This is a genomic window from Hyphomonas sp. (assembly GCF_046313735.1).
Lineage (GTDB): Bacteria > Pseudomonadota > Alphaproteobacteria > Caulobacterales > Hyphomonadaceae > Hyphomonas.
In genome coordinates, this window is the sequence record NZ_JBKBXW010000003.1 from 120,220 (window position 1) to 146,419 (window position 26,200).

Sequence of the window (26,200 nt, forward strand, 5' to 3'; positions counted from 1 at the left end):
GCAGGCTTCAGACAGCCACCGGCGCCTTGATGTGCGGGTGCGGATTATATCCGTCGACGCGGAAATCCTCATACTCCCAGCCGAACAAGTCCGTCTTGTCCGGGTTCATGAGCATCACCGGCAAGTCGCGCGGCTCCCGCGTCAGCTGCAGGCGCGCCTGGTCGAGATGGTTCAGGTACAGATGCGCATCGCCCAGCGTGTGTACGAATTCGCCGGGCTCAAGGCCCGTGGCGCGCGCCATCATCATCGTCAGCAGCGCATAGGAGGCGATGTTGAACGGCACGCCAAGGAACACGTCCGCCGAGCGCTGGTAGAGCTGGCAGTTGAGCTTGCCGGCCATCACATTGAACTGGAACAGGCAGTGGCAGGGCGGCAGCGCCATCTCGTTCACATCCGCCGGGTTCCAGGCCGACACGATCAGGCGGCGGGAATTGGGATTGGTGCGGATCTCGTCGAGCACCCACTGGATCTGGTCGATCACCCGCCCATCGGGCGCCGCCCAGCTACGCCATTGCTTGCCATAGACGGGGCCAAGGTCGCCTTTCTCGTCGGCCCATTCATCCCAGATCGAAACGCCGTTTTCCTTCAGCCAGGCGATGTTCGTGTCGCCCTTCAGGAACCAGAGCAGCTCGATGATGATCGAGCGCAGGTGCAGCCGCTTGGTCGTCACCATCGGGAAGCCTTCGGCCAGGTCGAACCGCATCTGGCGGCCGAACACGCCCAGCGTGCCGGTTCCGGTGCGGTCGCCGCGCTGGACGCCGTTGGCGAGGATGTCTTCAAGAAGGCCGTGATATTGCTGCATCAGGATCACCGCTATCGAATCGGGGATGACCCGGCCAGCATAAGTTAACGCAGGCCCTCCGCGCCAGTGAATTGCGCCGAAGGAAATGCGCCCCGCAGATTGCAGCCCCTGCCCCCGGCTGGCAGAGGAAGCCCATGCTCGCCTGGCTTCCCAATGCGCTGACCGTATCCCGCTGCGTCTTTGCGGCGCTTGTCCTGTTCGGCGCGCTGAGAGCCGCCGGCATCGACGGTGTGCTGGAGGCGGGCACGGAAACCGGGCTCGAGCGCCAGCGGCTGCTGACCTTCCAGCAGCTCTGGCACCAGTTCACGCTGCTCGCCTTTCTCTCCGGCGTGATCACCGATTTCCTCGATGGCTGGGCCGCGCGGCAATTCGGGGCCGAGAGCCGGTTCGGTGTCTGGCTCGATCCGATTGCCGACAAGCTGCTGGTGGCCGCGGCGCTGGTCGCGCTCGCGCTCGCGCTGAAAAGCTGGCTCATCTATGTGCCCGCCGCGCTGATCATCGCGCGCGATGTGTTCATGACCTGGCTGCGCACGCGGCCGGAAGCAAAAGGCGTCGTTGCCCCGTCAAACCTTGCCAAGGTGAAGACCGCGATCGAGATGCTGGCCATCGCAGGGTTGATGCTGCCGCTCGCCCTCTGGCCCGCGCCCGAGGCCCCGGCCGGCGGAGAGGCAAGCCTGGTCGGCCAGATCGGCGCAGGCGCGCTCGTCCTGATGCTCTGGGCGGCAGCCGGGCTCTCGCTCTACACAGCGGCACAGTATGTGCGCGTGATCCGGCGCCGGACATGAAAACGCCGGCCTGTGGGAAGCAGGCCGGCGTGTGACTTTGATCTGCGGGTGCCCGCGGGGTCGCGTCAGGCCGCGTGGTATCAGGGTCATCTTTCATGGCAGTAGGGGGAGCTGCCATGCGCCCAGATTGCGCCACACCCCTTAACAGCAGGTTAACGCCCGCTTTTCAGGCAGGCTGCAAACAATCCTCAGGCGAACTTTTTCTCGCCTGCGTGCCGCCACAATCACTCCCGAACACTGGCAGCCATGAGATACCGGCGCCGTCCCAGACCGAACATTGCCGCCATACTTCTGGCGATGCTCGCCTTCCTCTGCCTGCCAGCGGTCTTCGCCTTCGCCCATGCGAATGGCCTATGATCTTCTGATGCCCCAATAGGGCGAGAGCGGATCGCCGCGATAGAGCTCGCCGAAGCGCAGGAGGCTTCCCGCTGTCGTGCCTTCGATGGGGCTCTGCGGATCGACCCAGGCGGTTTCGGCAATCTCGCCCTGCTGGGTGGCTTCGACCTGCTGCCAGCTGCCCCAGGGGACGCGGTAGAAGGCGATATGGTCGTTCCGGAAACTGTGATGGTTGGAATAGAGGCTGATGAGGAGCGGCTCTGCGATCAGCTGCACGCCGGCTTCCTCCAGCAGCTCCCGCCGCAGCGCTTCAGCCGCCGTCTGCCCCTGCTCGACCCCGCCGCCGGGCATGTGCCAGCCCTTGATATAGGTATGGCGCACCATGAAGACGTGGCCGGCTTCATTCTCCACCGCCGCGCGCACACCCAAAGTAACAGGCCGGGTCAGCCGGAACCAGGTGTGGAAGAGGCGGGTGCGCAGGCTCGGCATCGTCAGTCCCGCACGAAATCGCGCGAGGTGTAGCGCTGGAAGAACAATGCGGCGGTGAGATCCGTATGCCGGATCGAGGCATTGGCTTCGGCGGCAACCACAGGCTTGGCATGATAGGCGACGCCGATGCCCGCCGCGCGGATCATGCCCAGATCATTGGCGCCGTCCCCGAGCGCGATCGTGTTCACGAGCGGGCTTCCGGCAGCGCCCGCTGCTTCCTCCAGCGCGCGGCGTTTGGCCTCGCGGCCAAGGATCGGCCGGGCGACTTCGCCGGTGAGCACGGCGCCATCATCGCCCAGCGTGTTGCCGAGATCGTGTTCGAACCCGGCAAGCGCGGCGATGCGGGAGGTAAAGAAGGTGAAACCGCCGGAGACGAGCAGCGTCCTGTGTCCCATCGCGCGGACGGTGCGGATCAGCGTGCGCGCGCCGGGATTGAGGGTGAGGCGTTCCTCGAAAGTGCGCTGCAGGGCCGGCAGGGGCAGGCCTTTCAGCATGGCGACCCGCGAGGTCAGCGCGGCCTCGAAATCGAGTTCACCGCGCATGGCGCGTTCGGTGATCTCCGCGATCTGCGGCTTCAGGCCGATAGCATCGGCGATCTCGTCGATACATTCCTGGCCAATGATGGTGGAATCCATGTCCGAGATCAGCACCCGGGCGGGCTGCATCGCAGCCACCGGGCCGAGGAAGGCGTCGATCTCGTCTTCAAGGTCGAGCAGCTGGCGCAGCTGGGGCGCAGCTTCCGGCGGCAGGGTAATCTCGGCAGCGACGGCGCCCAGCGTTTCGCCCTCAGCTGAGAGGATCTGAACCTCGCCCATCTCGCCGCCAAGGGCGGCAAGGCGCGCGCGGAGCGCATCTGCAAGGCTGGCGACAGGACGCGCGGCAACGCCCACGAGTCCGAAGGGCTGGCGGCCAGTTGCCTCTGCTTCAGATCGGGCCGGGTTTTCCACGCATCTTCTCCAGGTTGGGCGCCGGGACAGCGCCGAGATGGGGCAAGGTGGCTTTCCTCGCGCGCCGCAAGTCCTTAGTTGTAAAGACATGCATCCGGCAATCCTCATCCACGGCCCGACGGCCAGCGGCAAATCGGCTCTCGCCATCGAACTCGCCCGCAGGCTCGGCGGGGAGGTAGTCAATGCCGACTCCATGCAGGTCTACCGCGACCTGCAGGTGATCTCGGCCCGCACCACGGAGGAGGAGATGGCCGGCGTGCCGCACCATCTGTTCGGCTATGTCGATGCGGGCGCGCGCTATTCGACCGGCGAGTGGCTGGAAGCGGCGCGCGGGGTGCTCCGGCGCTTGCAGAAGCAGAACAAGCCGGTGGTGATCGTCGGCGGCACGGGGCTTTACCTGCTGGCGCTGACGCAGGGCCTCTCCGATATTCCGCCGGTGCCGGATGATATCCGCGCCGAAGTGCGCGCGATCAGCGAGAGCGAGGGTGCCGAGGGCCTGCGCCGCCGGCTGATGCCGCATGATCCCGACCTTGCCGAACGCCTCGGCACCGGCGACCGCCAGCGCCTCGCCCGGGCCTATGAGGTGTGGCTGGCAACCGGGCGGCCGCTGAGCGACTTCCAGACCGAGCGCCAGCCTCCGGTTCTGGGCGAAGGCGAATGGATCGGCTTTGCGCTGACCCCGCCGCGCGCGGCGCTCTACAAGAAGATCGACCGGCGCTTCGAGGGAATGCTGATGCAGGGCGCGATGGCCGAGGCGCGGGCGCTGGTGGCGCGCGGGCTCGACCCCGAGCTGCCCTCGATGAAGGCGCACGGGATGCCCTGGCTCGCCGCCTTCGTGCGGGGCGAGATCAGCGCCGAGGAAGCCGCCGAGAATGCCAAGCGCGATACCCGCCGCTATGCCAAGCGGCAATTCACCTGGATCGGGCGGCAGTTTCCGTTCTGGCCGCGCATTCCCTCGCCCGAGCTGCCGGACCGGCTTCGGGTGATTTTTGCCCTCTACCGCGAGATTGACAGAGCCACTGCGGAAGATTATGCCTCCTGATACGCGGTTGAGGAAACGCTGAATGCGCGCGAATCTGGTAGTAATCCTTATGTGCCCGTAATTGCCTCTTGCCAGGCAATTACGGGTGCGCGCAGAAAAGGGCTTCCTCCGGGGGCCCTTTTTTCTTTGGCAAGACCGTTCAGACCCGACCCTCTCTCCCCTCCCCCCCTCTCCCGACCGGAACCGCCCCCATGAGCACCAAGACCGAGGCCAAGCCCGCCAGCCCGAAAGCCGAACCCGCCGCTGCCCCGCGCATGATGACCGGCGCGCAGATCGTCGTCGAAGCGCTGAGGGAACAGGGCGTGTCGGTGATGTTCGGCTATCCGGGCGGGGCGGTGCTGCCGATCTATGATGCGCTCTACGGGCAGGATGCGATCCGCCACATTCTCGTGCGCCATGAACAGGGCGCGGGCCATGCCGCCGAGGGCTATGCCCGCTCCACCGGCAAGCCGGGCGTGGCACTGGTCACCTCCGGGCCGGGGGCGACCAATATGGTCACCCCGATCACCGATGCGATGATGGACTCAATCCCCATGGTCGTCATCACCGGGCAGGTGCCGACGCACCTGATCGGCACCGACGCCTTCCAGGAGTGCGACACGACCGGCATCACGCGCGCCTGCGCCAAGCACAATTACCTCGTGACCGATGTGAACGATCTCGCCCGCACGATCCATGAGGCGTTCTATATCGCCACCCAGGGCCGGCCCGGCCCGGTGGTGATCGACATTCCGAAGGACATCCAGTTCGCGACCGGGCCTTACATCGGCAAGGCCGGCATCTTCAAACCGACCTATGTGCCGCGCACGAAGCCGGCGCCGGAGGCGATTGCGGCGGCAGCCGACCTGATCAGCCGCGCCTGGCGGCCTGTGCTCTATACCGGCGGCGGGGTGATCAATTCCGGGCCGCGCGCCTCTGCCCTGCTGCGCGAGCTGCAGGCGGCGACAGGCATTCCGGTGACCTCGACGCTGATGGGCCTCGGCGCCTTCCCGGCCTCGCATCCCGATTGGCTGGGCATGGTGGGGATGCATGGCAGCTTCGAAGCCAATAATGCGATGCATGACTGCGACCTGATGATCTGTGTCGGCGCGCGCTTTGATGACCGGGTGACGGGGCGGATTGATGCCTTCTCGCCGAAATCGAAGAAGATCCACATTGATATCGACGCCTCCTCGATCAACAAGATCGTGCGGGTGGATGTGCCGGTGCTAGCCGATTGCGCAGAGGCGCTGGCCGCGCTCATCGCCGAGCTGAAACGGCTGAAGCGCAAGCTGCCGGACCTCTCGCCCTGGAAAGAGCAGATCGAGACCTGGCGGGCGCGGCGCTGCTTTGCCTATGCGGGCTCTGAGACGGTGATCAAACCGCAATATGCGGTCGAGCGTCTCTATGAGCTCACCAAGGACCGCGAGACCTACATCACGACCGAAGTGGGCCAGCACCAGATGTGGGCGGCGCAGTTCTTCCATTTCGAGGAGCCGAACCGCTGGATGACGTCGGGCGGACTCGGCACGATGGGCTATGGGCTTCCTGCTGCCGTGGGCGTGCAGGCGGCGCACCCCGAGGCGCTTGTCATCGACATTGCGGGTGAAGCCTCGATCCAGATGATGATGCAGGAGCTGTCGACGGCTGTTCAGCACAGGCTGCCGGTGAAGGTGTTCATCCTCAACAATGAGTGGATGGGCATGGTGCGCCAGTGGCAGGAGCTCCTGCATGGCGAGCGCTATTCACATTCCTATTCGGAAAGCCTGCCGGATTTCGTCAAGCTGGCGGACGCAATGGGCGCGCATGGCATCCGGTGTGACGATCCCGCCGAGCTGGACGCGAAGATCCGCGAGATGATTGATCATCCGGGTCCGGTGCTGTTCGACTGCCGGGTGGAGCGGGCGGAGAACTGCCTGCCGATGATCCCGTCGGGCTCCGCACACAACCAGATGATCCTGGGCGAAATAACCGGTAACGAGATCGGCGAGGCCGGACGCAAGCTCGTCTGAGCGGGCCGACGGGGACGGATATGGACATGCAGGCGGCGCTGGATCTTCTGAGGACATATCCCGAGGTCGTGATCGCGATTCTCTCGGCGATCGTCGCGCTGATCAGCGCCTTCGTCGCGCGCGGCGAGACGGCGAAGCAGCGCCGGCTGCAGACCGAGCGGCTGCGGCAGGGCATTGATGTGGCAAGCCTCGACTGGGGCGCCGGGGCGATTGATGCGCTGGCGCGCGCCGCGGCCTTTGCCCGGACGAAGCACATGCACACCAATGACATGGCGTTCGAGGCGGCGCGGGCGGGCCTGCTGATCAACCTATCCACACTGGTCGACCGGGGACGGATGTTCTTTCCCAACATTGCGGCGGACCAATCGGCCGCCGACAAGGAAAGCGCCTATCAGGGCACTCGCCCGCCGATCCTCGATGCGCTGATGTTTCCCTATCATGAGCTGACCTGCCTTGCCCGCGAGGGCGGCCCCACGGGCGAGGAAAGCGGCGCATTCATTGACGAGTGCCGGCGGCTGCTGGTGTCGGAGCTTCAGGCGCATCTCGATCCGCGCCGGCTGGACCAGATTGTCGGGCGCTATGACCAGCGCGCGCTGCATATGCGCAAGGAGGCGCTGGGGCGCGCCAAGGCGCTGCGCGGCCAGTTGCAGGCCCGGCGCCCGGATGTGGCGCTCGACCGGCCGGCCCTATCCCAGACTTCACCGGAGCAGACCGTATGAGCGATGGCAGCCCTTCTGGCCCGCAGGGGCCGAAATCCGCCTATTTCCTGGCGCATGACGATGCAGCGACGGAGCGGCGCACGCTGGCCGTGATCGTCGACAATGAGCCCGGCGTGCTGGCGCGGGTCGTCAGCCTGTTTTCCGCGCGCGGCTACAATATCGACTCGCTGACAGTCGCCGAAATCGACGAAAGCCAGCACCGCTCGCGCATCACCATCGTCACGCAGGGCACGCCGCACATCCTGGAACAGATCGAGGCACAGCTGCTGAGACTTGTGCCCGTGGCGGAAGTGATAGACATTACGAAGTCGAAACGAGGCATCGAACGCGAACTGGCGCTCGTGAAGGTGGCAGGGACAGGCGAAAAGCGCGTGGAAGCGCTGCGGATCGCTGAAATCTTCCGCGCACGTGTGATAGATACGACGAATGAGAGCTTCATTTTCGAACTGACGGGAGCCTCCGACAAGCTGACCCAGTTCATTGACCTGATGCGCCCGCTGGGCCTGGTCGAAGTCAGCCGCACCGGGGTCCTCTCGATCAAGAGAGGGAAGGAAAAAGGGTGACACGCGGGTTCCTTCTCGCAAGCCTGGTCCTGATCGGCGCGCCGCTGGCGCTGGCCGAGCCGGAGAGCTGCGCGGTGCCGCCCTCCGGCAGCTACGAGGGCGCGCGGCTGAGCTGCGACCTCGACCGCGCTGCCAGGATCATGCAGCGGACTGAAATCCTGCAGGGGCCCCTGCGCCCGGCCAAGCTGAGCATCGTGGATACGATGGCGCCGAGCGGGTCGGCCTATGTCTACACTGTCTATGGGCAGAATGGCTGGAGCTTCCTGGAAGCGCGCTCCGTGCCGGTGAGCGAGGCCGCGCGGCGCGCGCCGTCATGCCGGCTGGACACGATGCTGCCGGCAGATGTTTCGCAATCGCTGGACAGCCTGACCCGCCAGATCGAATCCGATACGCCCGCCGCCTATGGCGCGCGTGAGGAAGTGACGCATAATCCGGATGGCTCGCGCACCCTGCGTCTGGTGCTCGACAGCCATGACATCGTGACCCGGATCGGCCCGGCCGGCAGCGGGCAGTATTTCTCGCGTCATGCCGGAAGCGATGATCCGGTCAGCCGCCTCAACCAACTCGTTATCGGTGTCGCCAATGTCAGCAGCGCATGGAGCTGCGACGGAAGCTGACCGACGGACCCTGAACCTACCCCTTTCCCGACAACCCCTCCACCGGAGCTCATGGAAGCAATGAAAATCTATTATGAAGGCGATGCAGACCTCTCGCTGATCCAGTCGAAGAAAGTGGCCGTCGTCGGCTATGGCAGCCAGGGCCATGCCCATGCGTTGAACCTCAAGGATTCCGGCGTGAAGCAGATCAAGGTGGCGCTGCAGGAAGGCTCGGCCTCGCGCAGGAAGGCCGAGGCGGCGGGGCTGGAAGTGATCACGCCTGCCGAAGCGGCCAAATGGGCTGATGTGCTGATGATCCTGGTGCCCGACGAGAAGCAGGCCGTGCTGTTTGCCAACGAGATCGAGCCGCACCTGCGCGCCGGACAGCACCTGATGTTCGGCCATGGCTTCAACATCCATTACAACCTGATCCGTCCGAAGGCGGACATTGACGTGTCGCTCTCGGCGCCCAAGGGCCCCGGCCATACGCTGCGCGCGCAATACCAGATGGGCTTTGGCCTGCCGGGCCTGATCGCCATCCACCAGGACGCGACCGGCACGGCGCAGGCGGTGGCCCTCTCCTATTCCAAGGCTATCGGCAACACCCGCGCGGGCGTGATCGAGACCTCGTTCCGCGAGGAGACCGAAACGGACCTGTTCGGTGAGCAGGCCGTGCTCTGCGGCGGCATCGTGGAGCTGATCAAGGCGGGCTATGAGACGCTGGTGGAAGCGGGCTATGCGCCGGAGATGGCGTATTTCGAATGCCTGCACGAGACCAAGCTGATCGTCGACCTGATCTATGAAGGCGGCATCGCCAACATGAACTACTCAATCTCCAACACCGCCGAGTACGGAGAATATGTCACCGGCCCGCGCGTCGTGAACAGCGCGACAAAGGCGGAGATGAAGAAGGTGCTGGAGGACATCCAGAACGGCACGTTCGCGCGCAACTGGGTGCTGGAAAACCAGGCCGGCGCGCCGGGCTTCCACGCCATGCGCCAGCGCATGGCCAGCCACCCGATCGAGGAAGTCGGCGAAAAACTCCGCGGCATGATGCACTGGGCCCAGAACGACCGCCTGGTGGACAAGAGCCGGAATTAGGGCTGGCGCGGCACCCCGCTTTCCCAAGATAAGCGGGGTGCCGTGCTTTGCCTAATCGGCGCTCTTCAAGCCGGTAAATTTCTTCTTTTGATTGCCGGATTGCATATGTTAGCTTTGAACTTTGGAGGGGCGTTCCATGCCAAAGTTCAAGGTCGTCCGAGCGGTTGATGCATTCGCTCTCTATGAGGCTGAGATAGAAGCAGGCACAGAAATTGAAGCTGCTGCCATTGCTCGCGCAAATGATGACAAGATTCCCTGGGCGGACATCGGAATAACAACGTTCGACGCCAGGGGGTTTGTCACCCTTGCCGAAGATGGCTCGCCGATCGGAAAAAGTCGGGTGGGCGATTTCTGAAACTTAACGACTTTGGCGTCCACAGGTTCGCATGACCGAGCGCCGTCGTCTTGAGTTGCGTGAAGAAGCCGCTGTCTTTCAAAGCGGTTCCCAAAACGCGCGTGCTTTGACTGAAGACTGGGTTGAGCGACAAATGTTCTGCCCAAATTGTGTATCAGAGCGACTGAGTCGCTTTCCCAACAATCGTCCTGTTGCAGACTTCTTCTGTCCAAACTGTGACGAAGAATTTGAGATCAAAGGTCAAAAGACCAAGTTCGGATCGCGCGTCGTCGATGGTGCATATTCAACAATGATTGAGAGGCTCAATTCCTTATCAAACCCTAACCTTGTTCTGCTGCAGTACAGTCTGGAGAAACCAGCGATCCACAACGTCATGCTGGTACCAAAACAGTTCTTTGTTCCAGAAATAATTGAACAACGGCCACCTTTGTCTCCCACCGCAAGGCGCGCTGGATGGATAGGCTGCAACATTCGTCTCGATAGAGTGCCGTCTCTCGGAAAAATTTTCTATGTTGAAGGGGGGATCATTCTTGATCCGCAAGTTGTTCGTTCCTCTTGGAATGAGACCTTATCTTTGAGAAGCACGGTGTCGTCCTCCCGAGGTTGGCTTCTTCAGGTTTTCAGAGTGGTGGAACGCATCAAAGACGATACTTTTGAACTTGCTGCTGTATACGCAGCAGAAGCAGAGCTTCGTGAACTGTTTCCGGGCAACAACAATGTTCGCCCCAAGATCAGACAACAACTTCAAGTTCTGAGAGATTTGGGTTTCATTCAATTTCTTGGCCAAGGACGCTATCGACGAGTTCGGGGACCAGTTGCTGGGTAACCAGCAATAGCCGTCGGATAGCCCCTTCAGATCGCTGCGCGCCGTAGGGCGGGTTGAGGCGAAGCCGATACCCGCAGCTTCGGGGAGAGGGCGGATGGCGGGTATCGCTCCGCTCAACCCGCCTACAGCTTGCTGGCGGAGGCCTCCCACTGGCCCGTGATGTGCATGGGGCGGGGGGATGATGAAACTCATCAAGTTCGAGGGCGCAGGGCCGGTGGATTCTGTGCTAGCGTGAGATTATGCTGTGCCGGCGGGCAGAAGGCCCGGTTGGCAGGAGCGTGGCTGAAGCCCGGGGACCGTGCATGGGTGCACCGCAGACAGAAACCGCCGCCGCGAGCCGGATCGCGAAGGATTGCCAGCTGGAAGGCGACCTTCAGTTCACCGGGGCGGTTTTCCTTTCGGGCGAAATCCGGGGCAGCATTACCTGTGATGGCACCCTCACGGTTGAAGCCGGCGCGCGGATCGACGGGCGGGTGCGCACCGGGATGCTGATCGTGCGCGGCAAGCTGAAGGGCGATATCGCGGCGAGCCGGGGAATCGAAGTGCACACCGGCGGGGAGATTGACGGCGTGATCTATGCCCCGTCGATCTCGGTTGCCCGGGGCACGCGGATCGACGGGGATGTGATGATCGCGCCGGAGCGGTCTGAAGCGCATATGCGCCGGGCCGAGGCGATGGCCGACCTGGAAGCGCGGCGACAAAAGCTGCCGGCGGCAGCGGCCTCTACCGCGACAGCCCCGGCGTCAGCTGCGGGCGATGCGCCGCCGTCTGGCGGCTGAAATACCGGATCAGAAGGTGCGCAGGTCGCGCAGCCGCTCGAACGGGCGGTCACGCGGATTATAGGTGCCGAGTGAGCGCATCTGCTCGCAGGCCCATTCGAATCCGCGATCACACGCATCGGTCAGCGCCGCCGTGCCGCCGGCAGTGTCCTTCGCGCCGCCCGCGCCGGTATAGGCCATGTTGCCCCAGGCCGCGCAGCCGCTGACTTCGCCGAGATCGCAGGATTTCCGGTAAAGGCGGCGGGCCTCGGCCGGATTGGCGGTGACGCCCCGTCCATGGACCGTGAGATAGGCAAGGCCCGAACAGCCGCGCCCGTCGCGCGCGTCGCAGGATCTGCGGTAGTTGGCGGCGGCGGCGGCGAGATCCTGCTCCCCGCCCTGCCCCCGGCGCTGGAATTCTGCGAGGGTGTAGCAGGCCGCCCAGTCACGCGCGGCGCATTTGGTCTGGGCCTCGTCACGCTGGGCTTTCTGGCGCTCGAAATCGGCTTCGGCGCGCTGCAGCGCAATCTCTGCCTGGGTGCGCTGGACATTGCCCTGCGCAAACGATGGCAGCGCCAGCAGCGCGCCGATCAGGATAGCGGCGAATGTGACCGACATTTTCATCTGCGGGTCTCCTCTCGATTGGATTGAATGTCAGCTTAGGGGCAGATTTAGGCGAGGCTGGGGCAGGCTTCCACAGATCGCAGTAGCAGAGATTGCAGTGGCGGCAGCGGTGCGCGCGCAGTAGCATCGGCCCTTATAACCACAAGATGACAGGGGAGACAGGTTATGGCCGCAGCAGACCAGGTGCCGGTAGGGTCCGGATTTCATGCCAAGAGCACAGCGGCGGAGGTGGTGGCCGGGATTGATCTCAGCGGCAAGGCGGCGATCGTGACCGGGGGCTATTCCGGCATCGGGCTGGAGACGGTGCGCGCGCTGGCCTCTGCCGGGGCGGAAGTGACCGTGCCGGCGCGGCGGGTGGATGTGGCGCAGGGCGCGCTGGCGGGCATTGCGGGCGTAAGCGTCGCGGCGATGGACCTGTCGGATGCGGGAAGCGTGCGCAAGTTTGCGGCGGACTATGTGGCGGCGCGGCCGAAGCTGCACCTCCTGATCAACAATGCCGGCATCATGGCCTGCCCGCTGGCGCGGGTGGGGCCGGGCTGGGAGAGCCAGTTCGGAACCAACCATCTGGGGCATATGGCGCTGTATGAGGGCGTGCTGCCATCGCTGCGCGCGGCGGGCGGGGCGCGGGTGGTGGCGCTGTCTTCGACCGGGCACATTATCTCCGGCGTGCAGTGGGACGATCCGAACTATGAGACGCGCCCCTATGAGAAATGGGAGGCCTACGGACAATCCAAATCCTCCAATGCGCTGTTTGCGCTGGGGGTGGATTTGCGCGAGCGGGGCAATGGAATCCGGGGCTTTTCGGTGCATCCCGGCGGGATATTCACCAACCTTCAGCGCCATCTGAAGGACGAGGAAATGGTGGTGCTCGGCTGGAAGAATGCGGACGGGACGGTGCCGGACGCCGTGAAGGCGTTGTTCAAGACGCCGGAACAAGGCGCCTCCACGACTGTTTGGGCGGCGACTTCGCCGAAGCTCGCCGGCAAGGGCGGGGTGTATTGCGAGAATTGCGACATTGCGCGAGCCGCGACCGCAGACAGCAAGCGCTGGGAACATGCGCGCGCCTGGATCAGCGATGATGCGGGGGCGACGCGGCTGTGGGCGCTGAGCGAGGGCCTGCTGCAATCTGCCTGAGGCGGCCTGCGGCGCCAAGATTGACGAGCGCGCCCTTCCGGCGCACCAGACGAGGCCAATGAGCCAGACCGAAACCCCTTCGATGCAGAAGCCCGCGCCGCGCCGGACGATCCTGTTCGGGCTGGGCCTCCTGGCCATCGTGCTCGCCCTGTTTGCGGCGGGCCGGGCGGGTTACCTGCCGGACGCCGCCGAGGCGACGGGCTGGCTGGAAGCTGTGAGCGCGAGCCCCTGGGGCCTGGTGGCGGTGATCGCGGTGTTCTGCGTGTCGGCCTTTATCGGCGTGCCGCAATTTGCGCTGATCGCAGCGGCGGTTGCCGTGTTTGGGCCATGGTATGGGGGGGCCTATGCCTGGGTTGCGAACATGATTTCGGGCGCGGTGACCTTCTGGATCGGGCGGATCGCGGGCGAGGAAGCCTTCCGGCGCTATGCGGGCAAGCGGGTGCAGCAGCTCTCGCGCGTTGTGGGCCGGAATGCGCTGGCGGCGAGCGCCATCGTGCGCAATGTGCCGGCCGGGCCGTTCCTGATCGTCAACATGGCGTTCGGGGTGAGCGAGGCGAAATTCCGCGATTACTGGATCGGGATGGGCCTTGGAATCATCCCGAAGATCGCGCTGGTGGCATTTGCCGGCAAGAGCATCTTCGCGGCGCTGCAGGGCAATCTGCTGCTGGCGCTGGCGGCGGCAGCGGGGGCTGTGGCGGTTTATGTGGCCGCTTTTCTCTATTTCCGGCGGCGGGCCGCAAAAGCGGGGCAAATTTTACCGGCAGAGCCAGCCGCCCCGGTTGACAGCCCCGCGCAACCCGGCGAATAAACTGCCCATGCGCAAGAACCTGCCCCTCAGCCTGCTGCTGCTTACCGGCCCCTGGCCGGGGACGGACGCCCGGTTCTGACCGGCGCCCGCGCGGCCAGGGGACAAGAGAGACACCGCGTTCCTTCCCTTTTCCTTCGCTGAGCCACGCCCCATGACCCCCGAGACACCTTCCGCGACCGCCGCCGCCAAGCCGCGCGTTTTCATCTTTGACACCACCCTGCGCGATGGCGAGCAATCGCCCGGCGCCTCCATGACGCATAACGAGAAGCTCGAACTGGCGGGCCTGATGGAGGAGATGGGCGTCGACATCATCGAGGCCGGGTTCCCGGCAGCCTCTGACGGAGATTTCGCGGCGGTGAGCGAGATTGCCGCGCGCTCCAAGTCCGCCATCATCTGCGGGCTCGCGCGCTCCACCCCGGCGGATATTGCCCGCTGCGGCGAGGCGGTGAAGAAGGCCGCGCGCCCGCGCATCCATACCTTCATTTCGACAAGCCCCGTGCACATGAAGCACAAGCTGAAGATGGGGCCGAATGCGGTGCTGGAAGCGGTTGGCCGCTCCGTCACGCAGGCGCGCGGGCTGACCGATGATGTCGAATGGAGCGCGGAGGACGCGACGCGGACCGAGTTCGATTTCCTGTGCAAGTGTATCGACATTGCCATTGCGTCGGGCGCGCGCACGATCAATGTGCCGGATACGGTCGGCTATTCGCACCCGCATGAGTATGGCGACCTGATCCGCAGGCTGATCGAAAACATTCCGAACTCGGACAAGGTGATCTGGTCGGCCCATTGCCATAACGACCTTGGCCTGGCGGTGGCGAATTCACTCGCGGCTGTGGCGAACGGCGCGCGGCAGGTGGAATGCGCGATCAACGGCCTTGGCGAGCGGGCGGGCAATGCCGCGCTGGAAGAGATCGTCATGGCCATGAAAGTGCGCGGCGATACCCTGCCCTATGAGACGGGTGTGGATACGACTTATCTCGCCCGCGCCTCCGGCATGGTGAGCCGGATCACGGGTTTCCCGGTGCAGTACAACAAGGCCATCGTCGGCAAGAATGCCTTCGCCCATGAGAGCGGCATCCACCAGGACGGGATGCTGAAGAATTCCGAGACCTATGAGATCATGAAGCCCGAGGATGTCGGGGTGTCCAAGACCTCGCTGGTGATGGGCAAGCTTTCGGGGCGCAATGCGTTCCGCGACAAGCTGGAATCGATGGGCTACACGCTGGAGCCCGACGCGCTGAATGATGCGTTCAAGCGGTTCAAGGACCTTGCCGACCGCAAGAAGCATGTGTTCGATGATGACATCATCGCGCTGGTGGACGAGCAGCTGGCCGGGATAGGCGAGCGGATCGGGTTCAAGCGGCTGCGCGTTGTGGCGGGTACGGAAGGTCCGCAGACGGCGGAAATCGACCTGATCATCGACGGCGTGGAACAGTTCTCGCTGGCGCGCGGAAATGGGCCGGTGGACGCGGTGTTCAACGCGATCCGCCAGCTGGTGCCGCATCAGGCCGTGCTGGAGCTCTACCAGGTACACGCGGTAACCGGCGGCACGGATGCGCAGGCGACCGTGTCGGTGCGTCTCAATGGCGACGGCATCATGGCGACGGGGCGCTCGTCCGATCCCGATACGCTGGTGGCGAGCGCAAAGGCCTACCTGCACGCGCTGAACAAGTTTGAAGTGCGCAAGGCGAAGCGGAAAGCGGCCTGAGGGCCGCTTCTATCTCAGCCCACATTGTCCTCGCCGAAGCCATCGCTGACCAGGGCGGCGATGGCATCGACCGCTTCCTGCGCCTGCGGGCCGGAGGCCTTGATCTCGATCTCGCAGCCTGTGTGGGCGACCAGCATCAGGAGGTCCATGATCGAGCGGGCATCGGCCGCCTCGCCCTCATGGCGGATGATGATGCGGGCATCGAACGTGCCGGCGAGCTTGGCGACCTTGGCCGAGGCGCGGGCGTGGAGCCCTTTGCGATTGACAATGGTTACGCCCGCGGAGGCTTCCGGAGAGGTCAGGCTCATTACGGCAGCTTGGCGAGGAGTTCGGACGCGATGGTCACATATTTGCGCCCGCCTTCGGCGGCGGCATGGGCGGCTTCCTCAAGGCTGAGAACTTCGCGCACTTCGGCGAGCTTGATCATCATGGGCAGGTTGGCGCCGGAGACAATTTCCATCGGCACGCTGCCCCGGACGGAGAGGGCGAGGTTGGAGGGCGTGCCGCCGAACATGTCCGTCAGCACGACCACGCCGCGCCCGGCATCGCAAGCCTTGACCGCGGCGAGGATCTGTTCGCGTTTCAGGTCGAGGTCGTCCTCGGCATCAATCGACACCGCGCGCACGCGCCAGAGACGGCCAAATACATGCTCAGCAGCTGAAATCAGCTCCTGACCAAGCCTTCCATGGCTGACGACGACGATACCGATCATGGCAGTGGCGAGTGACGTGCAAGTGTTAAACCACTATCACGTTGGCACGATGCTGCGGCGCGTCAAGGCGCATTCGGCGGCCCGCATTGCAGTTTCGTCAGCCGGTGTGGCTGAGACCCAACACATCATTCATGCTGTAAAGGCCCGGCTTCTGCCGCACGGCCCACAGGGCGGCGTGGATTGCGCCGTCTGCGAAGACGGAGCGGTCCAGCGCGGTGTGTGACAGCCGGATCAGCTCCTTTTCGGAGCCGAAGGCCACTTCATGCTCGCCGATGACCCCGCCGGCGCGGCGCACGGCGAAGCCGATCCGGCCCGGCTCGCGGCGCGCATCGGGGCCATCATAAGGGGCTGCGCGGAGGGATGCGAGGGGTGCGCCCCGGCCGGCAGCGGCGGCCTCGCCCAGCATCAGCGCGGTGCCGGAGGGGGCGTCGGCCTTCATCCGGTGATGGGTTTCGAGGATTTCGATGTCCCAGCCTTCACCGAGGCGCCCGGCGGCCATGCGGGTGAGCGCCTCCAGAAGGTTCACACCGATGGAGAAGTTGCCCGAGCGGACGATGGCGAAATCGCCAGCGGCGGCGGCAATCGCCCGCTCTTCCCCTGCCGAGAAGCCCGTCGTGCCGATGATGACGGCGCGGACAGGTGTTTCTTTCAGGGCATCGAGGGCGGCAAGGGTGGCGGGCGGCCGGGTGAAGTCGATCCAGGCGGCCGCGCTGGCGGCGGCGGCGGCCACGCGCTCGACCGGGGCGCAGCCGATGGGGCGCCGGCCGGCGAGGAGGCCGATATCGTCGGCAAAGCCAATTGCGGACGGCATCTCTGTGGCGCCCGCGATCGTCAGCCCACGGTCAATCGCGGCGGCGGCGAGCTGGCGGCCCATGCGGCCGGCAACACCGGCGATGGCGAGAGTTGGCTCAGTCATGATGCATCATTCCTTCCGGCGGCGGCAGCCGCCCTGGACGCTTCGAGTTCCTGCTTGATCTTTGCGAGTTCGCGTTCGCGCAGCTCATCTGAAAACGCGCTGGCGAAGACACCGGCGGGCAGCGCGACCACACCGACACCGACAAGCGCGATGATGCCAGCGCAGAAGCGCCCCAAGGGCGTGACCGGATAGACGTCGCCATAGCCGACCGTGGTGAGCGTGGCGACGGCCCACCAGATCGCGCGCGGGATGGAGGCGAAGGCTTCCTGCTCATTCCCGGCGAGACCCTCGACGAAATAGAGGAGGACGGCGGAGACATAAATGATCGTGATGGCGAGAGCCAGCGAGGTGAGAAGAAGCGAGCTTGCCCGCCGCATCGCTGCGCCGAGGGCATCGAAGGCGGGGATGAAGCGTGCGATCTTGATGATGCGCGCAAGGCGCAGGACGCGCAGCACGAGCAGCGAGACGTTCGCGCCGGTGATCATCACGATAAGTTCCGGGAGGAAGGCCAGAAGATCCGCGATCGAATAGAACTGCGTCATGTAACGCCAGCGCCCGGCAAGGCCCGCATATTGCGGATCGGCGCCGGCGCTCCAGACACGGGCAATATACTCCAGCGCGAAGATCGTGATCACCGCGATGTTGGAGATGTCGAAGACCAGCTGCCAGCTTGGCTGGGTGTAGAGGGCCGGCTCGGTTTCGAGCGCGAGGAAGAGGAAGCTGACCAGCACAAGGCCGAGGATGAACAGGTTTACCCGGGACAGGCCCGACTGGCGCGCCTCCGGCGCCAGCGCATCGTACATCCTCTGTTTCAGGCCCATGCCTGCGCGTCCTCCCCTGCTTGCCGGTTATCCCCTTAGCACGCCGCCTGTGCCCTTGGCGACCGAGGCGACGGCCTTGTCCATGATGGCCTGGATCTGGTCGTCCTTCATCGCTTCCTTCGGCTGGAGCGTCAGTTCGATGGCGATGGATTTCCTGCCCTCCGGCATGCCGGGGCCCTGATAGACATCGAAGACCGTGACTGAGCTGATCAGCTGCTTGTCCGCTGCGCCGGCATGGCGGACGACCTCGCCGGCGGGGGTTGCCGCATCGACGATGAAAGCGAGGTCGCGCCGGATGGGCGTGAGCTCCGAGCGCTCCAGCACGGGCCGTGTCTTGGTGGCGCGGGCCTTCATGACGGGCAGCGCGTTGAGATTGATCTCGAACGCATAGGCCGGGCCATCGACATCCAGCGCCTTCAGCACGCCGGGATGGACCGCGCCGAAATGGGCAACCGTCATCTTCGGGCCAAGTTTGACGCTGGCGGCCTGGCCGGGATGCCAGTGGGGCTGGGACGGGGCGGCGATCTGGAAGCGGTCTTCCGGCTGGCCGAGGGCGGCGAGCACGGCGAAAAGGTCAGCCTTGATGGTGTAGGCATCAAACGGCGCGGCGCGGCCCTGCCAGTGGCGCTCCGGCGCGGGCAGGACGAGGGCGGCAATGACCGTACGCTGATCTTTCGGGCCGTCGCCGAGATAGATCGGGCCGGCCTCGAACAGGCGCAGGGTGCGCTCGCCGCGATTGCGGGCGCGCTGGGCGGCCTGGGCAAGATTTCCGACCACGGAGGGCCGCATATAGTTGAGCTCGCTGGCCACCGGGTTGGCAACCATGAGCGCGAGATCGAGCTTGCCGAAGAGGGCGGCATGGTCACGCGACATGAAGCTCCAGGTGACGGCTTCGAGATAGCCGCGCGCAGCCATGGCGCGGCGGCTGGTGGCAACACGTGCCTGGCGGGGCGTGGTGATCTCGCGCCGGCCGCCCTCGGGCAGCGGCAGGGAGGTGGCGGGCAGCTGGTCGAACCCGATGAGACGGGCGATTTCCTCAACGATGTCTGCCGACTGTTCCATGTCGAACCGGTGCGAAGGCGGCATCAGATACCAGGCCTCGCCGGCATCCTCGATGTCGAATTCGAGGTCTTTCAGGATGCGTTTCATCTCAGCCGGCTTGACGGTGAGGCCGGTGAGGCGGGCGACATCGCTGGGATAGAAAGTGACGCGCTTCGTCCGGGGAGGGATGGCCCCCGCAACATTCACTTTCGAGACAGAACCGCCGCCATACTCAAGAATGAGGCCGATGGCGAGGTAGAGGCCATCGAGGCAGCTCTGCGGGTCGACGCCGCGTTCGAACCGGTAGCGGGCATCGGAATGGATGCCGGTGGCGCGGCCCGTGCGCGCGGTGCGCAGGGGATCGAACCAGGCCGATTCGATGAAGACGTCGGTGGTTTCGGCCGTCACGGCGGTGGACTCCCCGCCCATGACGCCGCCGAGACCGATGGCGCCGCTGTCATCGGCGATGACGCACATATCTTCCGTAAGCTGATAGGTCTTGCCATCGAGCGCGGCGAGACTTTCGCCCGCGCGGCCGAGACGGGCGGTGACCGCGCCGGAGAGTTTCATTGCGTCATAGACGTGCAGCGGGCGGGCACGGTCCAGCGAGATATAGTTCGTGACATCGACCAGCAGCGAGCGCGGCTGGAGCCCGGCGGCCTTCAGGCGGACCTGCATCCAGTCCGGGGACGGACCATTGGTGACACCGGTGATGACGGCCCCGGCGAACAGCGGGCAGGCCTCTGGCGCCTCGAGCTTTATCTCGACCGGGCAATCGAAACTGCCGGAAATTTTCTTCGGATCGCTGCGCAGGAAACGGCCTGCGCCGGCGGCGGCGAGATCGCGCGCGATGCCCTGCACGCCAAGCCAGTCGGGCCGGTTGGGGGTGACTTCAAAGTCGATAACGGGATCGGTCTGGCCGAGGGCCTCAGCCGCCGGTGTCCCGACTTTCAGGCTATCATCGAGATCGAGAATACCGTCATGATCGTCGCCGGTTTCGAGTTCCCGCGAGGAGCACATCATGCCATGGCTTTCGACGCCGCGAATGGCGCGGGGCTTCTTGTCGAGCGCGAAATCGAGCCCGGGAATGAAGGTGCCGAGCGGGGCATAGATGGCGGTCATGCCGGTGCGGGCATTGGGCGCGCCGCAGACGATCTGCTTGACGCCGTCAATCGTCTCGACCGTGCAGACGCGAAGTTTGTCCGCATCCGGATGAGGCTTGGCCTCGATCACCCTGCAGACCGTGAACGGAGCGAGCTTCTCGCGCGGATCGATGACCTCCTCGACCTCGAGGCCGGCTTTCAGCATCAGGTCGAGAATCTCAGGCAGCGAGGCCTTGGTGACCAGATGGTCGTTCAGCCAGGAGAGTGTGAATTTCATGCATTCGCTCCAAGAGCCGTGTAACCTGCAGCGTGCGCTTCGGCGCGCTCGGCTTTGACTGCGTTGTCTGCCTTCGTGGCAAAGTCTGTATCCAGAACAGCAACCAGTTTGAACGTCTCGAAGATGACGTCCATGTCCGGCGCATAGGTGCCTTCGCGCTGGAAATAATCCTGATGTACGTCGCGCCAGTAGGCATAGCTGAGGTCACCCTCACCTTCGAGCGCCGCCTGCACAGGCGTCACCGAGCTCAGCGCAATTACATCGAGCGACATCGTCTCGATAACAGCAACCGGCCTGCCATCACCGGCGAGAACGACCTGGCGTTCTCCCAGCGCCGCCTCAAAGCCATGCATAGCTGCCGAACAGGTCGCGGTTTTCGCCCCCGCCACGACCAGCGCTGCGAGCCGGTCGGCCATTTCAGGGGTGTCACCGAAGCGGAACTGTGTTAGCGCGCCAGGCTCTATCGATGCATTCACGACAAACCTCCGCTGACGGACGGTGTGAGCCAGGGCGAGAAGCCGTAATGCCGGGTCCATTGCGGATCGGCCTCGAAATAGGGGCGCAGGTCGGGCATCCCGTATTTCAGCATGGCGAGACGGTCCACGCCCATACCGAAGGCAAAGCCCTGATGGACGGCCGGATCAATGCCGCAATTGCGCAGCACATTGGGGTGCACCATGCCGCAGCCGAGAATTTCCATCCAGCGGTCGCCAGCGCCGATCTCGATAGCGTCGCCCTTGCGGGAATATTTCACATCCATCTCGGCCGAAGGCTCCGTGAACGGAAAGAAATGCGGCCGGAAGCGGGATTCCACATTGTCCACCTCGAAGAAGGCTTTCACGAAGTCGATCAGGCAGCCCTTGAGATGGCCCATATGGATGCCCTTCTCGATGACGAGGCCTTCGACCTGGTGGAACATCGGGGTATGGGTCGCGTCCCAGTCATTGCGGTAGACGCGGCCGGGCACGAGAATGCGGATCGGCGGCTTTTCCTCCATCATCGTGCGCACCTGCACCGGGCTCGTATGGGTACGGAGCACTTTGGGCGTATCGCCTTCCAGCGCGTGCATGAAGAAGGTGTCATGCGTCTCGCGCGCGGGGTGGCCGATGGGGAAGTTCAGCGCGGTGAAATTGTGCCAGTCATCCTCGATGTCGGGCCCGTCGGCGACGGTGAAGCCCATATCGCCGAAGATGGCGGCGATTTCCTCGAACACCTGCATGACAGGGTGGAGGCGCCCTTCCCCCGGGCTGGGCGCGGCCGGCAGGGTGAGGTCGACGCGCTCAGTGATGAGGCGGGCTTCGAGCTCTGCGGCCTCGAGCACTTCCTTGCGGGCGCGCACAGCGTCTTCGACGCGGGTTTTCAGGGCGTTGAGTTTCGGGCCTTCGGTCTTGCGGGCCTCCGGATCCATCTTGCCGAGGGCGCCCATCAGGCCGGAGACGCGGCCCTTCTTGCCAAGCTCGGCGACGCGAACGGCATCAAGGGCGGCAAGGTCAGCAGCGGCCGCAATGGCGGCGAGGGCTTCCTGTTCGATCTTCTGGACTTCGGACACCGGGAAATTCCCTTTCAGGTCAGGTCTTCGCGCGCTTTCTAGTCGGGCTTGTGCGGGCGAGGCAATCAGCAAAACGCCCGCGGGCGGAACCCACGGGCGTCTCTTGGAACGAGGCGGGGCCGGGGCGCCGGATCAGGCGCGCGCAGCCTTCTTGCGGGCGAGGCGCGCGCGCTTGGTGTTGCCAAAGATGCGGACCTTCGCGCGCTTGGCGAGATTGCCGGTCCATTTGGCGTTCCGGCGCTTCACGCGCGGCTTCTTGCCGGCATCGAGCACGCTGCTGGGGGATTTCGACATGGGGGATCTCTCCGGTTCGGATTAAGCGAGCGCGGCCTTGGCCTGGGCGACGAGGGCGCCGAAGGCTTCGGGCTCTTTGACGGCGAGGTCGGCCATGACCTTGCGGTCCACCTCGATGCCGGCCTTGGTCAGGCCGTTGATGAAGGTGGAATAGTTCAGATTGTCGTCATGGATGCGGACAGCGGCGTTGATGCGCTGGATCCAGAGCGAGCGGAAGGAGCGTTTCTTCACCTTGCGGCCGACATAGGCATACTCGCCGGCTTTCCAGACGGCGGCATGGGCGTTGGTGAAGGTATTCTTGCGGCGGCCACGGAAGCCCTTGGCCTGCTTGATGATCTTCTTGTGGCGGGCGTGGGCGGGAACTTTGGCGCGTGAACGGGGCATGGGGGCCTCCTGTCAGAAAGGGTTCAAAATCAACGGTTGGGGGAGCGTAGCCCGGCCTTCAGAGGCCGTAGGGCAGGTAACGCTTGACGCGGGCTTCATCGGCCTTGGCAGCGACTTTCGTGCCGCGGTTCTGGCGGATGTATTTCGCATTGTGGCTGATCAGGCGGTGGCGCTTGCCGGCGACACCATGCTTCAGCTTGCCCGTAGCGGTGATCTTGAAGCGCTTTGCAGCGGCCTTCTTGGTCTTCATCTTCGGCATGTTTTTCTCCTCAAACTGTAGAGCTCACACCAGATCTGGCGGCCCGGGAATAGCGGACAGGGGGCAATGCCGTCGCCCCGGAGTCCGGCAAGAGGCGGCTTATGACGGATCAGGCGGGGGGAATCAAGGGGGCGGAGTGCGCGGGATTTCAACTCCGTCAGACGAGCCGCGCGTCATCGCCGATCAGGCGTCACTGCGCGCCAGCGCCTGATGTTCCGGGACATCGTGCGCTCCTCCATACTTCATGCATGGAGGAGGCACGGGAGCAACGCTCAGCGCGGGGCCAGCACCATAGTCATCTGGCGGCCTTCGAGCTTGGGTTCGAGTTCGACCTTGGCGGTTTCCTCGAAATCCTTCTTCATCTTCTCGAGCAGTTCGAGGCCCAGATGCTGGTGGGCCATCTCGCGGCCCCGGAAGCGCAGGGTGACCTTCACCTTGTCGCCTTCCTCGAAGAAGCGGGCGATGGCGCGGGCCTTCACCTCATAATCATGCGTGTCGATGTTCGGGCGGATCTTGATTTCTTTGAGTTCGGAAGAGCGCTGCTTTTTCTTGGCGGCGGCTTTCTTCTTGCGCTCCTCGAAGCGGAGCTTGCCATAATCGAGGATCTTGACGACCGGGGTTTCCTGCCCGGCGGAGACTTCGACGAGATCGAGCCCGGCTTCCCTGGCCGCGTCCAGCGCCGCGCCGAGGGGCATCACACCCTGTTTCTCGCCATTCTCGTCAATCAGCAGCACCTTTGCGGCGCGGATCTCTTCGTTGATGCGTGGGCCAGCCTGTTTCTTGGGCGGCGCATCGGCTTCGGGTCTGCGAGCTATGGCGGGTCTCCTTCAGTGGTTCAAAAGTTGCGGGAATATGCCCGCATTCGCTGCACACGGCAAGCGCGGGGCGGTAATCGGGACCGGCTGCGGGGTCAAGCGGGAAAGCGGGGCGCTAGTGGCTGGCTGGGCGGTTGGGGCTTCCCCCTCCGCCCCTTCGGGGTCTTGCTCGGGAAATCGCAGTGCGATTTCAGATCCTCGCAAGCCCCCGCTTCGCAGGGGGGGGAGATCAGCGCGGCAGCACGCCGAGGGCGCGGACGGATTGCCAGACATCGTCGACGGAGAGTTCCGGCAGGGTCGGCGCGGAGTTGACGATGACGGTCTGGGGCCCGCGCGGGGCGGAGTGGTCGGGATTGCTCTCGGTGAGGGCAAAGAGGGCGATGCCGGGGGCGCCGGCGAGGGTCGCCAAGTGCATCGGGCCGGTGTCATTGCCGACGACGAAGAGCGCGGTTTCGGCGAGGGTGACGATCTGGAAAAGGTCGGTGCGGGTGACGAGGCTTTTCGCGCGCGGCTCCAGCCGGACGATGTCCTGCGCGATCTGGCCCTCGGGCTTGCCGCCGATGATGGCGGGCATGATGCCCTGGTCGGCGATACGCCTTGCGAGTTCGGCATAATGTTCCACAGGCCAGCGCTTGGCCTCGCGGTGGGCCGAAGCGCCGGGGATCAGCAGCATGTAGGGCGTCGTCAGGCCGAAATAGGCGGGGTTCAGGCGCGGCGTGTTGCCAAGGCGGGGGCGCACCCAGCCAAGGTCAGGCACCGGGGCGGAGCGCCCGAGCCAGCGGCCCTGCGGGGCGACGCCGGCGACTTCCAGCTGTTCGGCCAGCCGGTCGATCGAGTGCATCGTGGCGCGGGCGGGATTGTCATGGAAGAAGGCGCATTTGGGATGGTCGCCCGACCAGAGCGGCGCGCGCCCGCCGCGCGAAAGGATGGTGAAATAGTTCTTCGTGCGCCCGCTGGTCTGGAAATCGTAGATGATGTCGTACTTCGCCTTGCGGATGCGCCCGATCAGGGCCGCTGTCGCCTTCATGCCTTCCGGCCGGCCATCGGTTTCCACGGCGTCGACATAGGGGCAGAGCTTGGCGAATTCCTCATAGGGCGGGGTGGTCAGCAGCGTGATGCGGGCGGAGGGGTGAAACTCGCGCACCGCGCGCATGGCGCCGAGCGCGAGGACAAAATCGCCCAGCGCGCTGAGCTTGATGACCAGCACCTGTTTTGCCTTGAGGCCCGGATTGACCGGGCTGGCGAGCCTGGCGCGCCCTGCTGACAAGTCTGAAATTACCCCTGTTCCAACAAGCGCTTATAGACGCTGAGCGTGGCTTCCTGAAGCCCCCTCTTGGAGAAATGCCGTTCGACATGCGCCCGCCCTGCCCGGCCGAGGGCGCCGCGCACTTCCGGGCCGAGGGCAATCATCGCCCGGATGGCCCCGGCAAGGGCCCTTGCATCACCCGGCGCGACGCGGGAACCGGTCTCGCCCTCGATGACGGTTTCGCGCGCGCCGCCATGCTCGGAGACGATCACCGGGCGCTGCATGGCAGCCGCCTCTGCCGCGACCCGGCCGAAGGCTTCGGGCCGGGTGGAGGGGGCGAGGATGATCTCTGCCGCGCGGCAGGCGGCGGGCATGTCGGAGATGTGCGGGGCGATCAGGATGGTGCGTTCAAGGCCGGACGCGTCGATGCGGGCCTGCAGGCTTTCGGCATATTTCGTGCGGCCCTGCGCATCGCCGGCGAGGACGAGGACCAGGCAGGCAAGCTCGTCCTGCGCCAGCAGGGAGAGCGCCTCGATGGCGAGGCCCTGCCCTTTCCATTCGGTCAGCCGGGCGGGCAGCAGCAGCGTCAGCCGCTTGTCGCCGGCAAGGCCCCAGCCTGCGCGGACCGCCTCGATCCGGGCGGGGCTGACGGCGGCGGGGTCGAAGGCGGCAAGGTCCACCCCGCGCGGGATGGTGACGATGCGGGCGGGGTCCACCTCATGCACCTGGCGGATATGGGCGGCGATCCATTGCGAATTGGCGATCACGAGATCGCCTTTGGCCATGACGGAGTTGTAGGCCTTCTTCAGGCCCGACGTGCCGGAATAGGCGCCGTGATAGGTGGTGACAAAAGGCACGCCTTCGGCGCGGGCGGCGGCCAGCGCGCTCCAGGCCGGGGCGCGGGATCGGGCATGGACGAGATCGACCTTTTCCTCGCGGATGATCGCGCGCAGCCTGCCTTCATTGAGCTTCAGGGTGACGGGATTGCGGCTCTTTGCATCCATGCGGAAGAGCTCGCCGCCGAGGCGGTCGAACTCGTCCTCCAGCCGGCCGCCCCGGCTGGCGAGCAGCGCCCGGCCGCCGGCAGCGACGATGGCTTCGGTGACTTCCAGGACGGTGCGCTCCACCCCGCCCGCAGACAATTCCGGGGCCACCTGCAGGATCGCCCTGCCCTTCAGATCCGGTAACTCGCCCAA

30 protein-coding genes are annotated in these 26,200 nt (G+C 64.9%); 13 read left to right on the plus strand and 17 right to left on the minus strand.

Features of this window, described 5'->3' with window-relative positions; all coding sequences use genetic code 11:
• Positions 1-7 precede the first annotated feature (7 nt).
• Positions 8-802, minus strand: coding sequence for a thymidylate synthase (locus ACK4SV_RS02725; RefSeq protein ID WP_409916256.1), 795 nt, complete (start codon positions 800-802; stop codon positions 8-10).
• 134 nt (positions 803-936) lie between these two features.
• Here ACK4SV_RS02725 and ACK4SV_RS02730 point away from each other — a divergent pair, with 134 nt between their 5' ends.
• Positions 937-1,587: a CDP-alcohol phosphatidyltransferase family protein gene (locus ACK4SV_RS02730; protein WP_409916257.1), complete on the plus strand. Its 651-nt coding sequence runs from the start codon at positions 937-939 to the stop codon at positions 1,585-1,587.
• Between the two features lie 351 nt (positions 1,588-1,938).
• On the opposite strand, the gene ACK4SV_RS02735 is transcribed toward ACK4SV_RS02730, so the two are convergent.
• Positions 1,939-2,412 (minus strand): NUDIX domain-containing protein, encoded by a 474-nt coding sequence (locus ACK4SV_RS02735; protein WP_409916258.1) that lies wholly within the window; start codon positions 2,410-2,412, stop codon positions 1,939-1,941.
• A 2-nt stretch (positions 2,413-2,414) separates the two neighbouring features.
• On the minus strand, positions 2,415-3,359 hold the full coding sequence (gene serB, locus ACK4SV_RS02740) for a phosphoserine phosphatase SerB (RefSeq protein ID WP_409916259.1): 945 nt from the start codon (positions 3,357-3,359) through the stop codon (positions 2,415-2,417).
• An 88-nt stretch (positions 3,360-3,447) separates the two neighbouring features.
• Here serB and miaA point away from each other — a divergent pair, with 88 nt between their 5' ends.
• The 9 genes from miaA to ACK4SV_RS02785 all read left to right on the plus strand — a co-directional run bounded on the left by miaA (position 3,448) and on the right by ACK4SV_RS02785 (position 11,331).
• Positions 3,448-4,401 (plus strand): tRNA (adenosine(37)-N6)-dimethylallyltransferase MiaA, encoded by a 954-nt coding sequence (miaA, locus tag ACK4SV_RS02745; RefSeq protein WP_409916260.1) that lies wholly within the window; start codon positions 3,448-3,450, stop codon positions 4,399-4,401.
• A gap of 254 nt (positions 4,402-4,655) precedes the next feature.
• Positions 4,656-6,392 (plus strand): acetolactate synthase 3 large subunit, encoded by a 1,737-nt coding sequence (locus ACK4SV_RS02750; protein WP_409916325.1) that lies wholly within the window; start codon positions 4,656-4,658, stop codon positions 6,390-6,392.
• A 20-nt stretch (positions 6,393-6,412) separates the two neighbouring features.
• Positions 6,413-7,111 carry a hypothetical protein gene (locus ACK4SV_RS02755; protein WP_409916261.1) on the plus strand — a complete coding sequence of 233 codons (699 nt, stop codon included), beginning with the start codon at positions 6,413-6,415 and terminating at the stop codon, positions 7,109-7,111.
• Positions 7,108-7,674 (plus strand): acetolactate synthase small subunit, encoded by a 567-nt coding sequence (gene ilvN / locus ACK4SV_RS02760; RefSeq protein WP_409916262.1) that lies wholly within the window; start codon positions 7,108-7,110, stop codon positions 7,672-7,674. Before ACK4SV_RS02755 ends, ilvN begins: the two co-directional genes overlap by 4 nt.
• Positions 7,671-8,291: a hypothetical protein gene (locus tag ACK4SV_RS02765; RefSeq protein ID WP_409916263.1), complete on the plus strand. Its 621-nt coding sequence runs from the start codon at positions 7,671-7,673 to the stop codon at positions 8,289-8,291. The genes ilvN and ACK4SV_RS02765 overlap by 4 nt, the downstream gene beginning before the upstream one ends.
• A 60-nt stretch (positions 8,292-8,351) precedes the next feature.
• On the plus strand, positions 8,352-9,371 hold the full coding sequence (ilvC, locus tag ACK4SV_RS02770) for a ketol-acid reductoisomerase (protein ID WP_409916264.1): 1,020 nt from the start codon (positions 8,352-8,354) through the stop codon (positions 9,369-9,371).
• 136 nt (positions 9,372-9,507) lie between these two features.
• Entirely contained in the window at positions 9,508-9,726 is a 219-nt protein-coding gene (locus ACK4SV_RS02775) for a hypothetical protein (protein ID WP_409916265.1), read from the plus strand.
• Between the two features lie 31 nt (positions 9,727-9,757).
• Complete coding sequence (locus tag ACK4SV_RS02780; RefSeq protein ID WP_409916266.1) at positions 9,758-10,552, plus strand: DpnI domain-containing protein; 795 nt, start codon at positions 9,758-9,760, stop codon at positions 10,550-10,552.
• A gap of 302 nt (positions 10,553-10,854) precedes the next feature.
• Positions 10,855-11,331: a polymer-forming cytoskeletal protein gene (locus tag ACK4SV_RS02785; protein ID WP_409916267.1), complete on the plus strand. Its 477-nt coding sequence runs from the start codon at positions 10,855-10,857 to the stop codon at positions 11,329-11,331.
• Between the two features lie 9 nt (positions 11,332-11,340).
• On the opposite strand, the gene ACK4SV_RS02790 is transcribed toward ACK4SV_RS02785, so the two are convergent.
• Positions 11,341-11,934: a tetratricopeptide repeat protein gene (locus tag ACK4SV_RS02790; protein ID WP_409916268.1), complete on the minus strand. Its 594-nt coding sequence runs from the start codon at positions 11,932-11,934 to the stop codon at positions 11,341-11,343.
• Between the two features lie 165 nt (positions 11,935-12,099).
• On the opposite strand from ACK4SV_RS02790, the gene ACK4SV_RS02795 reads away from it, so the two are divergent.
• The 3 genes from ACK4SV_RS02795 to ACK4SV_RS02805 all read left to right on the plus strand — a co-directional run bounded on the left by ACK4SV_RS02795 (position 12,100) and on the right by ACK4SV_RS02805 (position 15,587).
• Positions 12,100-13,068: an oxidoreductase gene (locus ACK4SV_RS02795; RefSeq protein WP_409916269.1), complete on the plus strand. Its 969-nt coding sequence runs from the start codon at positions 12,100-12,102 to the stop codon at positions 13,066-13,068.
• Positions 13,069-13,126: 58 nt separating this feature from the next.
• On the plus strand, positions 13,127-13,876 hold the full coding sequence (locus ACK4SV_RS02800; RefSeq protein ID WP_409916270.1) for a TVP38/TMEM64 family protein: 750 nt from the start codon (positions 13,127-13,129) through the stop codon (positions 13,874-13,876).
• 151 nt (positions 13,877-14,027) lie between these two features.
• Entirely contained in the window at positions 14,028-15,587 is a 1,560-nt protein-coding gene (locus ACK4SV_RS02805) for a 2-isopropylmalate synthase (protein ID WP_409916271.1), read from the plus strand.
• Positions 15,588-15,601: 14 nt separating this feature from the next.
• Here ACK4SV_RS02805 and ACK4SV_RS02810 read toward each other — a convergent pair whose 3' ends face one another.
• The 13 genes from ACK4SV_RS02810 to ACK4SV_RS02870 form a co-directional block, all read right to left on the minus strand.
• Positions 15,602-15,895 carry an HPr family phosphocarrier protein gene (locus ACK4SV_RS02810; RefSeq protein WP_409916272.1) on the minus strand — a complete coding sequence of 98 codons (294 nt, stop codon included), beginning with the start codon at positions 15,893-15,895 and terminating at the stop codon, positions 15,602-15,604.
• Positions 15,895-16,299, minus strand: coding sequence for a PTS sugar transporter subunit IIA (locus ACK4SV_RS02815; protein WP_409916273.1), 405 nt, complete (start codon positions 16,297-16,299; stop codon positions 15,895-15,897). The genes ACK4SV_RS02810 and ACK4SV_RS02815 overlap by 1 nt, the downstream gene beginning before the upstream one ends.
• A gap of 97 nt (positions 16,300-16,396) precedes the next feature.
• On the minus strand, positions 16,397-17,215 hold the full coding sequence (gene dapB, locus ACK4SV_RS02820) for a 4-hydroxy-tetrahydrodipicolinate reductase (RefSeq protein ID WP_409916274.1): 819 nt from the start codon (positions 17,213-17,215) through the stop codon (positions 16,397-16,399).
• On the minus strand, positions 17,212-18,036 hold the full coding sequence (locus ACK4SV_RS02825) for an ion transporter (protein ID WP_409916275.1): 825 nt from the start codon (positions 18,034-18,036) through the stop codon (positions 17,212-17,214). Before ACK4SV_RS02825 ends, dapB begins: the two co-directional genes overlap by 4 nt.
• A 27-nt stretch (positions 18,037-18,063) precedes the next feature.
• Positions 18,064-20,457 (minus strand): phenylalanine--tRNA ligase subunit beta, encoded by a 2,394-nt coding sequence (gene pheT / locus ACK4SV_RS02830; RefSeq protein ID WP_409916276.1) that lies wholly within the window; start codon positions 20,455-20,457, stop codon positions 18,064-18,066.
• The gene (locus tag ACK4SV_RS02835; RefSeq protein ID WP_409916277.1) at positions 20,454-20,933 is read right to left on the minus strand and encodes an ASCH domain-containing protein; all 480 of its coding nucleotides are present in this window, start codon (positions 20,931-20,933) and stop codon (positions 20,454-20,456) included. Before ACK4SV_RS02835 ends, pheT begins: the two co-directional genes overlap by 4 nt.
• Complete coding sequence (pheS, locus tag ACK4SV_RS02840; RefSeq protein ID WP_409916278.1) at positions 20,930-22,006, minus strand: phenylalanine--tRNA ligase subunit alpha; 1,077 nt, start codon at positions 22,004-22,006, stop codon at positions 20,930-20,932. Before pheS ends, ACK4SV_RS02835 begins: the two co-directional genes overlap by 4 nt.
• A gap of 132 nt (positions 22,007-22,138) precedes the next feature.
• The gene (locus ACK4SV_RS02845; RefSeq protein WP_409916279.1) at positions 22,139-22,300 is read right to left on the minus strand and encodes a hypothetical protein; all 162 of its coding nucleotides are present in this window, start codon (positions 22,298-22,300) and stop codon (positions 22,139-22,141) included.
• A gap of 21 nt (positions 22,301-22,321) precedes the next feature.
• Positions 22,322-22,684, minus strand: coding sequence for a 50S ribosomal protein L20 (rplT, locus tag ACK4SV_RS02850; protein ID WP_409916280.1), 363 nt, complete (start codon positions 22,682-22,684; stop codon positions 22,322-22,324).
• Positions 22,685-22,742: 58 nt separating this feature from the next.
• Positions 22,743-22,943 carry a 50S ribosomal protein L35 gene (rpmI, locus tag ACK4SV_RS02855; protein ID WP_409916281.1) on the minus strand — a complete coding sequence of 67 codons (201 nt, stop codon included), beginning with the start codon at positions 22,941-22,943 and terminating at the stop codon, positions 22,743-22,745.
• 272 nt (positions 22,944-23,215) lie between these two features.
• Entirely contained in the window at positions 23,216-23,758 is a 543-nt protein-coding gene (infC, locus tag ACK4SV_RS02860; RefSeq protein WP_409916326.1) for a translation initiation factor IF-3, read from the minus strand.
• 229 nt (positions 23,759-23,987) lie between these two features.
• Complete coding sequence (locus ACK4SV_RS02865; protein WP_409916282.1) at positions 23,988-25,025, minus strand: glycosyltransferase family 9 protein; 1,038 nt, start codon at positions 25,023-25,025, stop codon at positions 23,988-23,990.
• 8 nt (positions 25,026-25,033) lie between these two features.
• Complete coding sequence (locus tag ACK4SV_RS02870) at positions 25,034-26,200, minus strand: glycosyltransferase family 4 protein (protein WP_409916283.1); 1,167 nt, start codon at positions 26,198-26,200, stop codon at positions 25,034-25,036.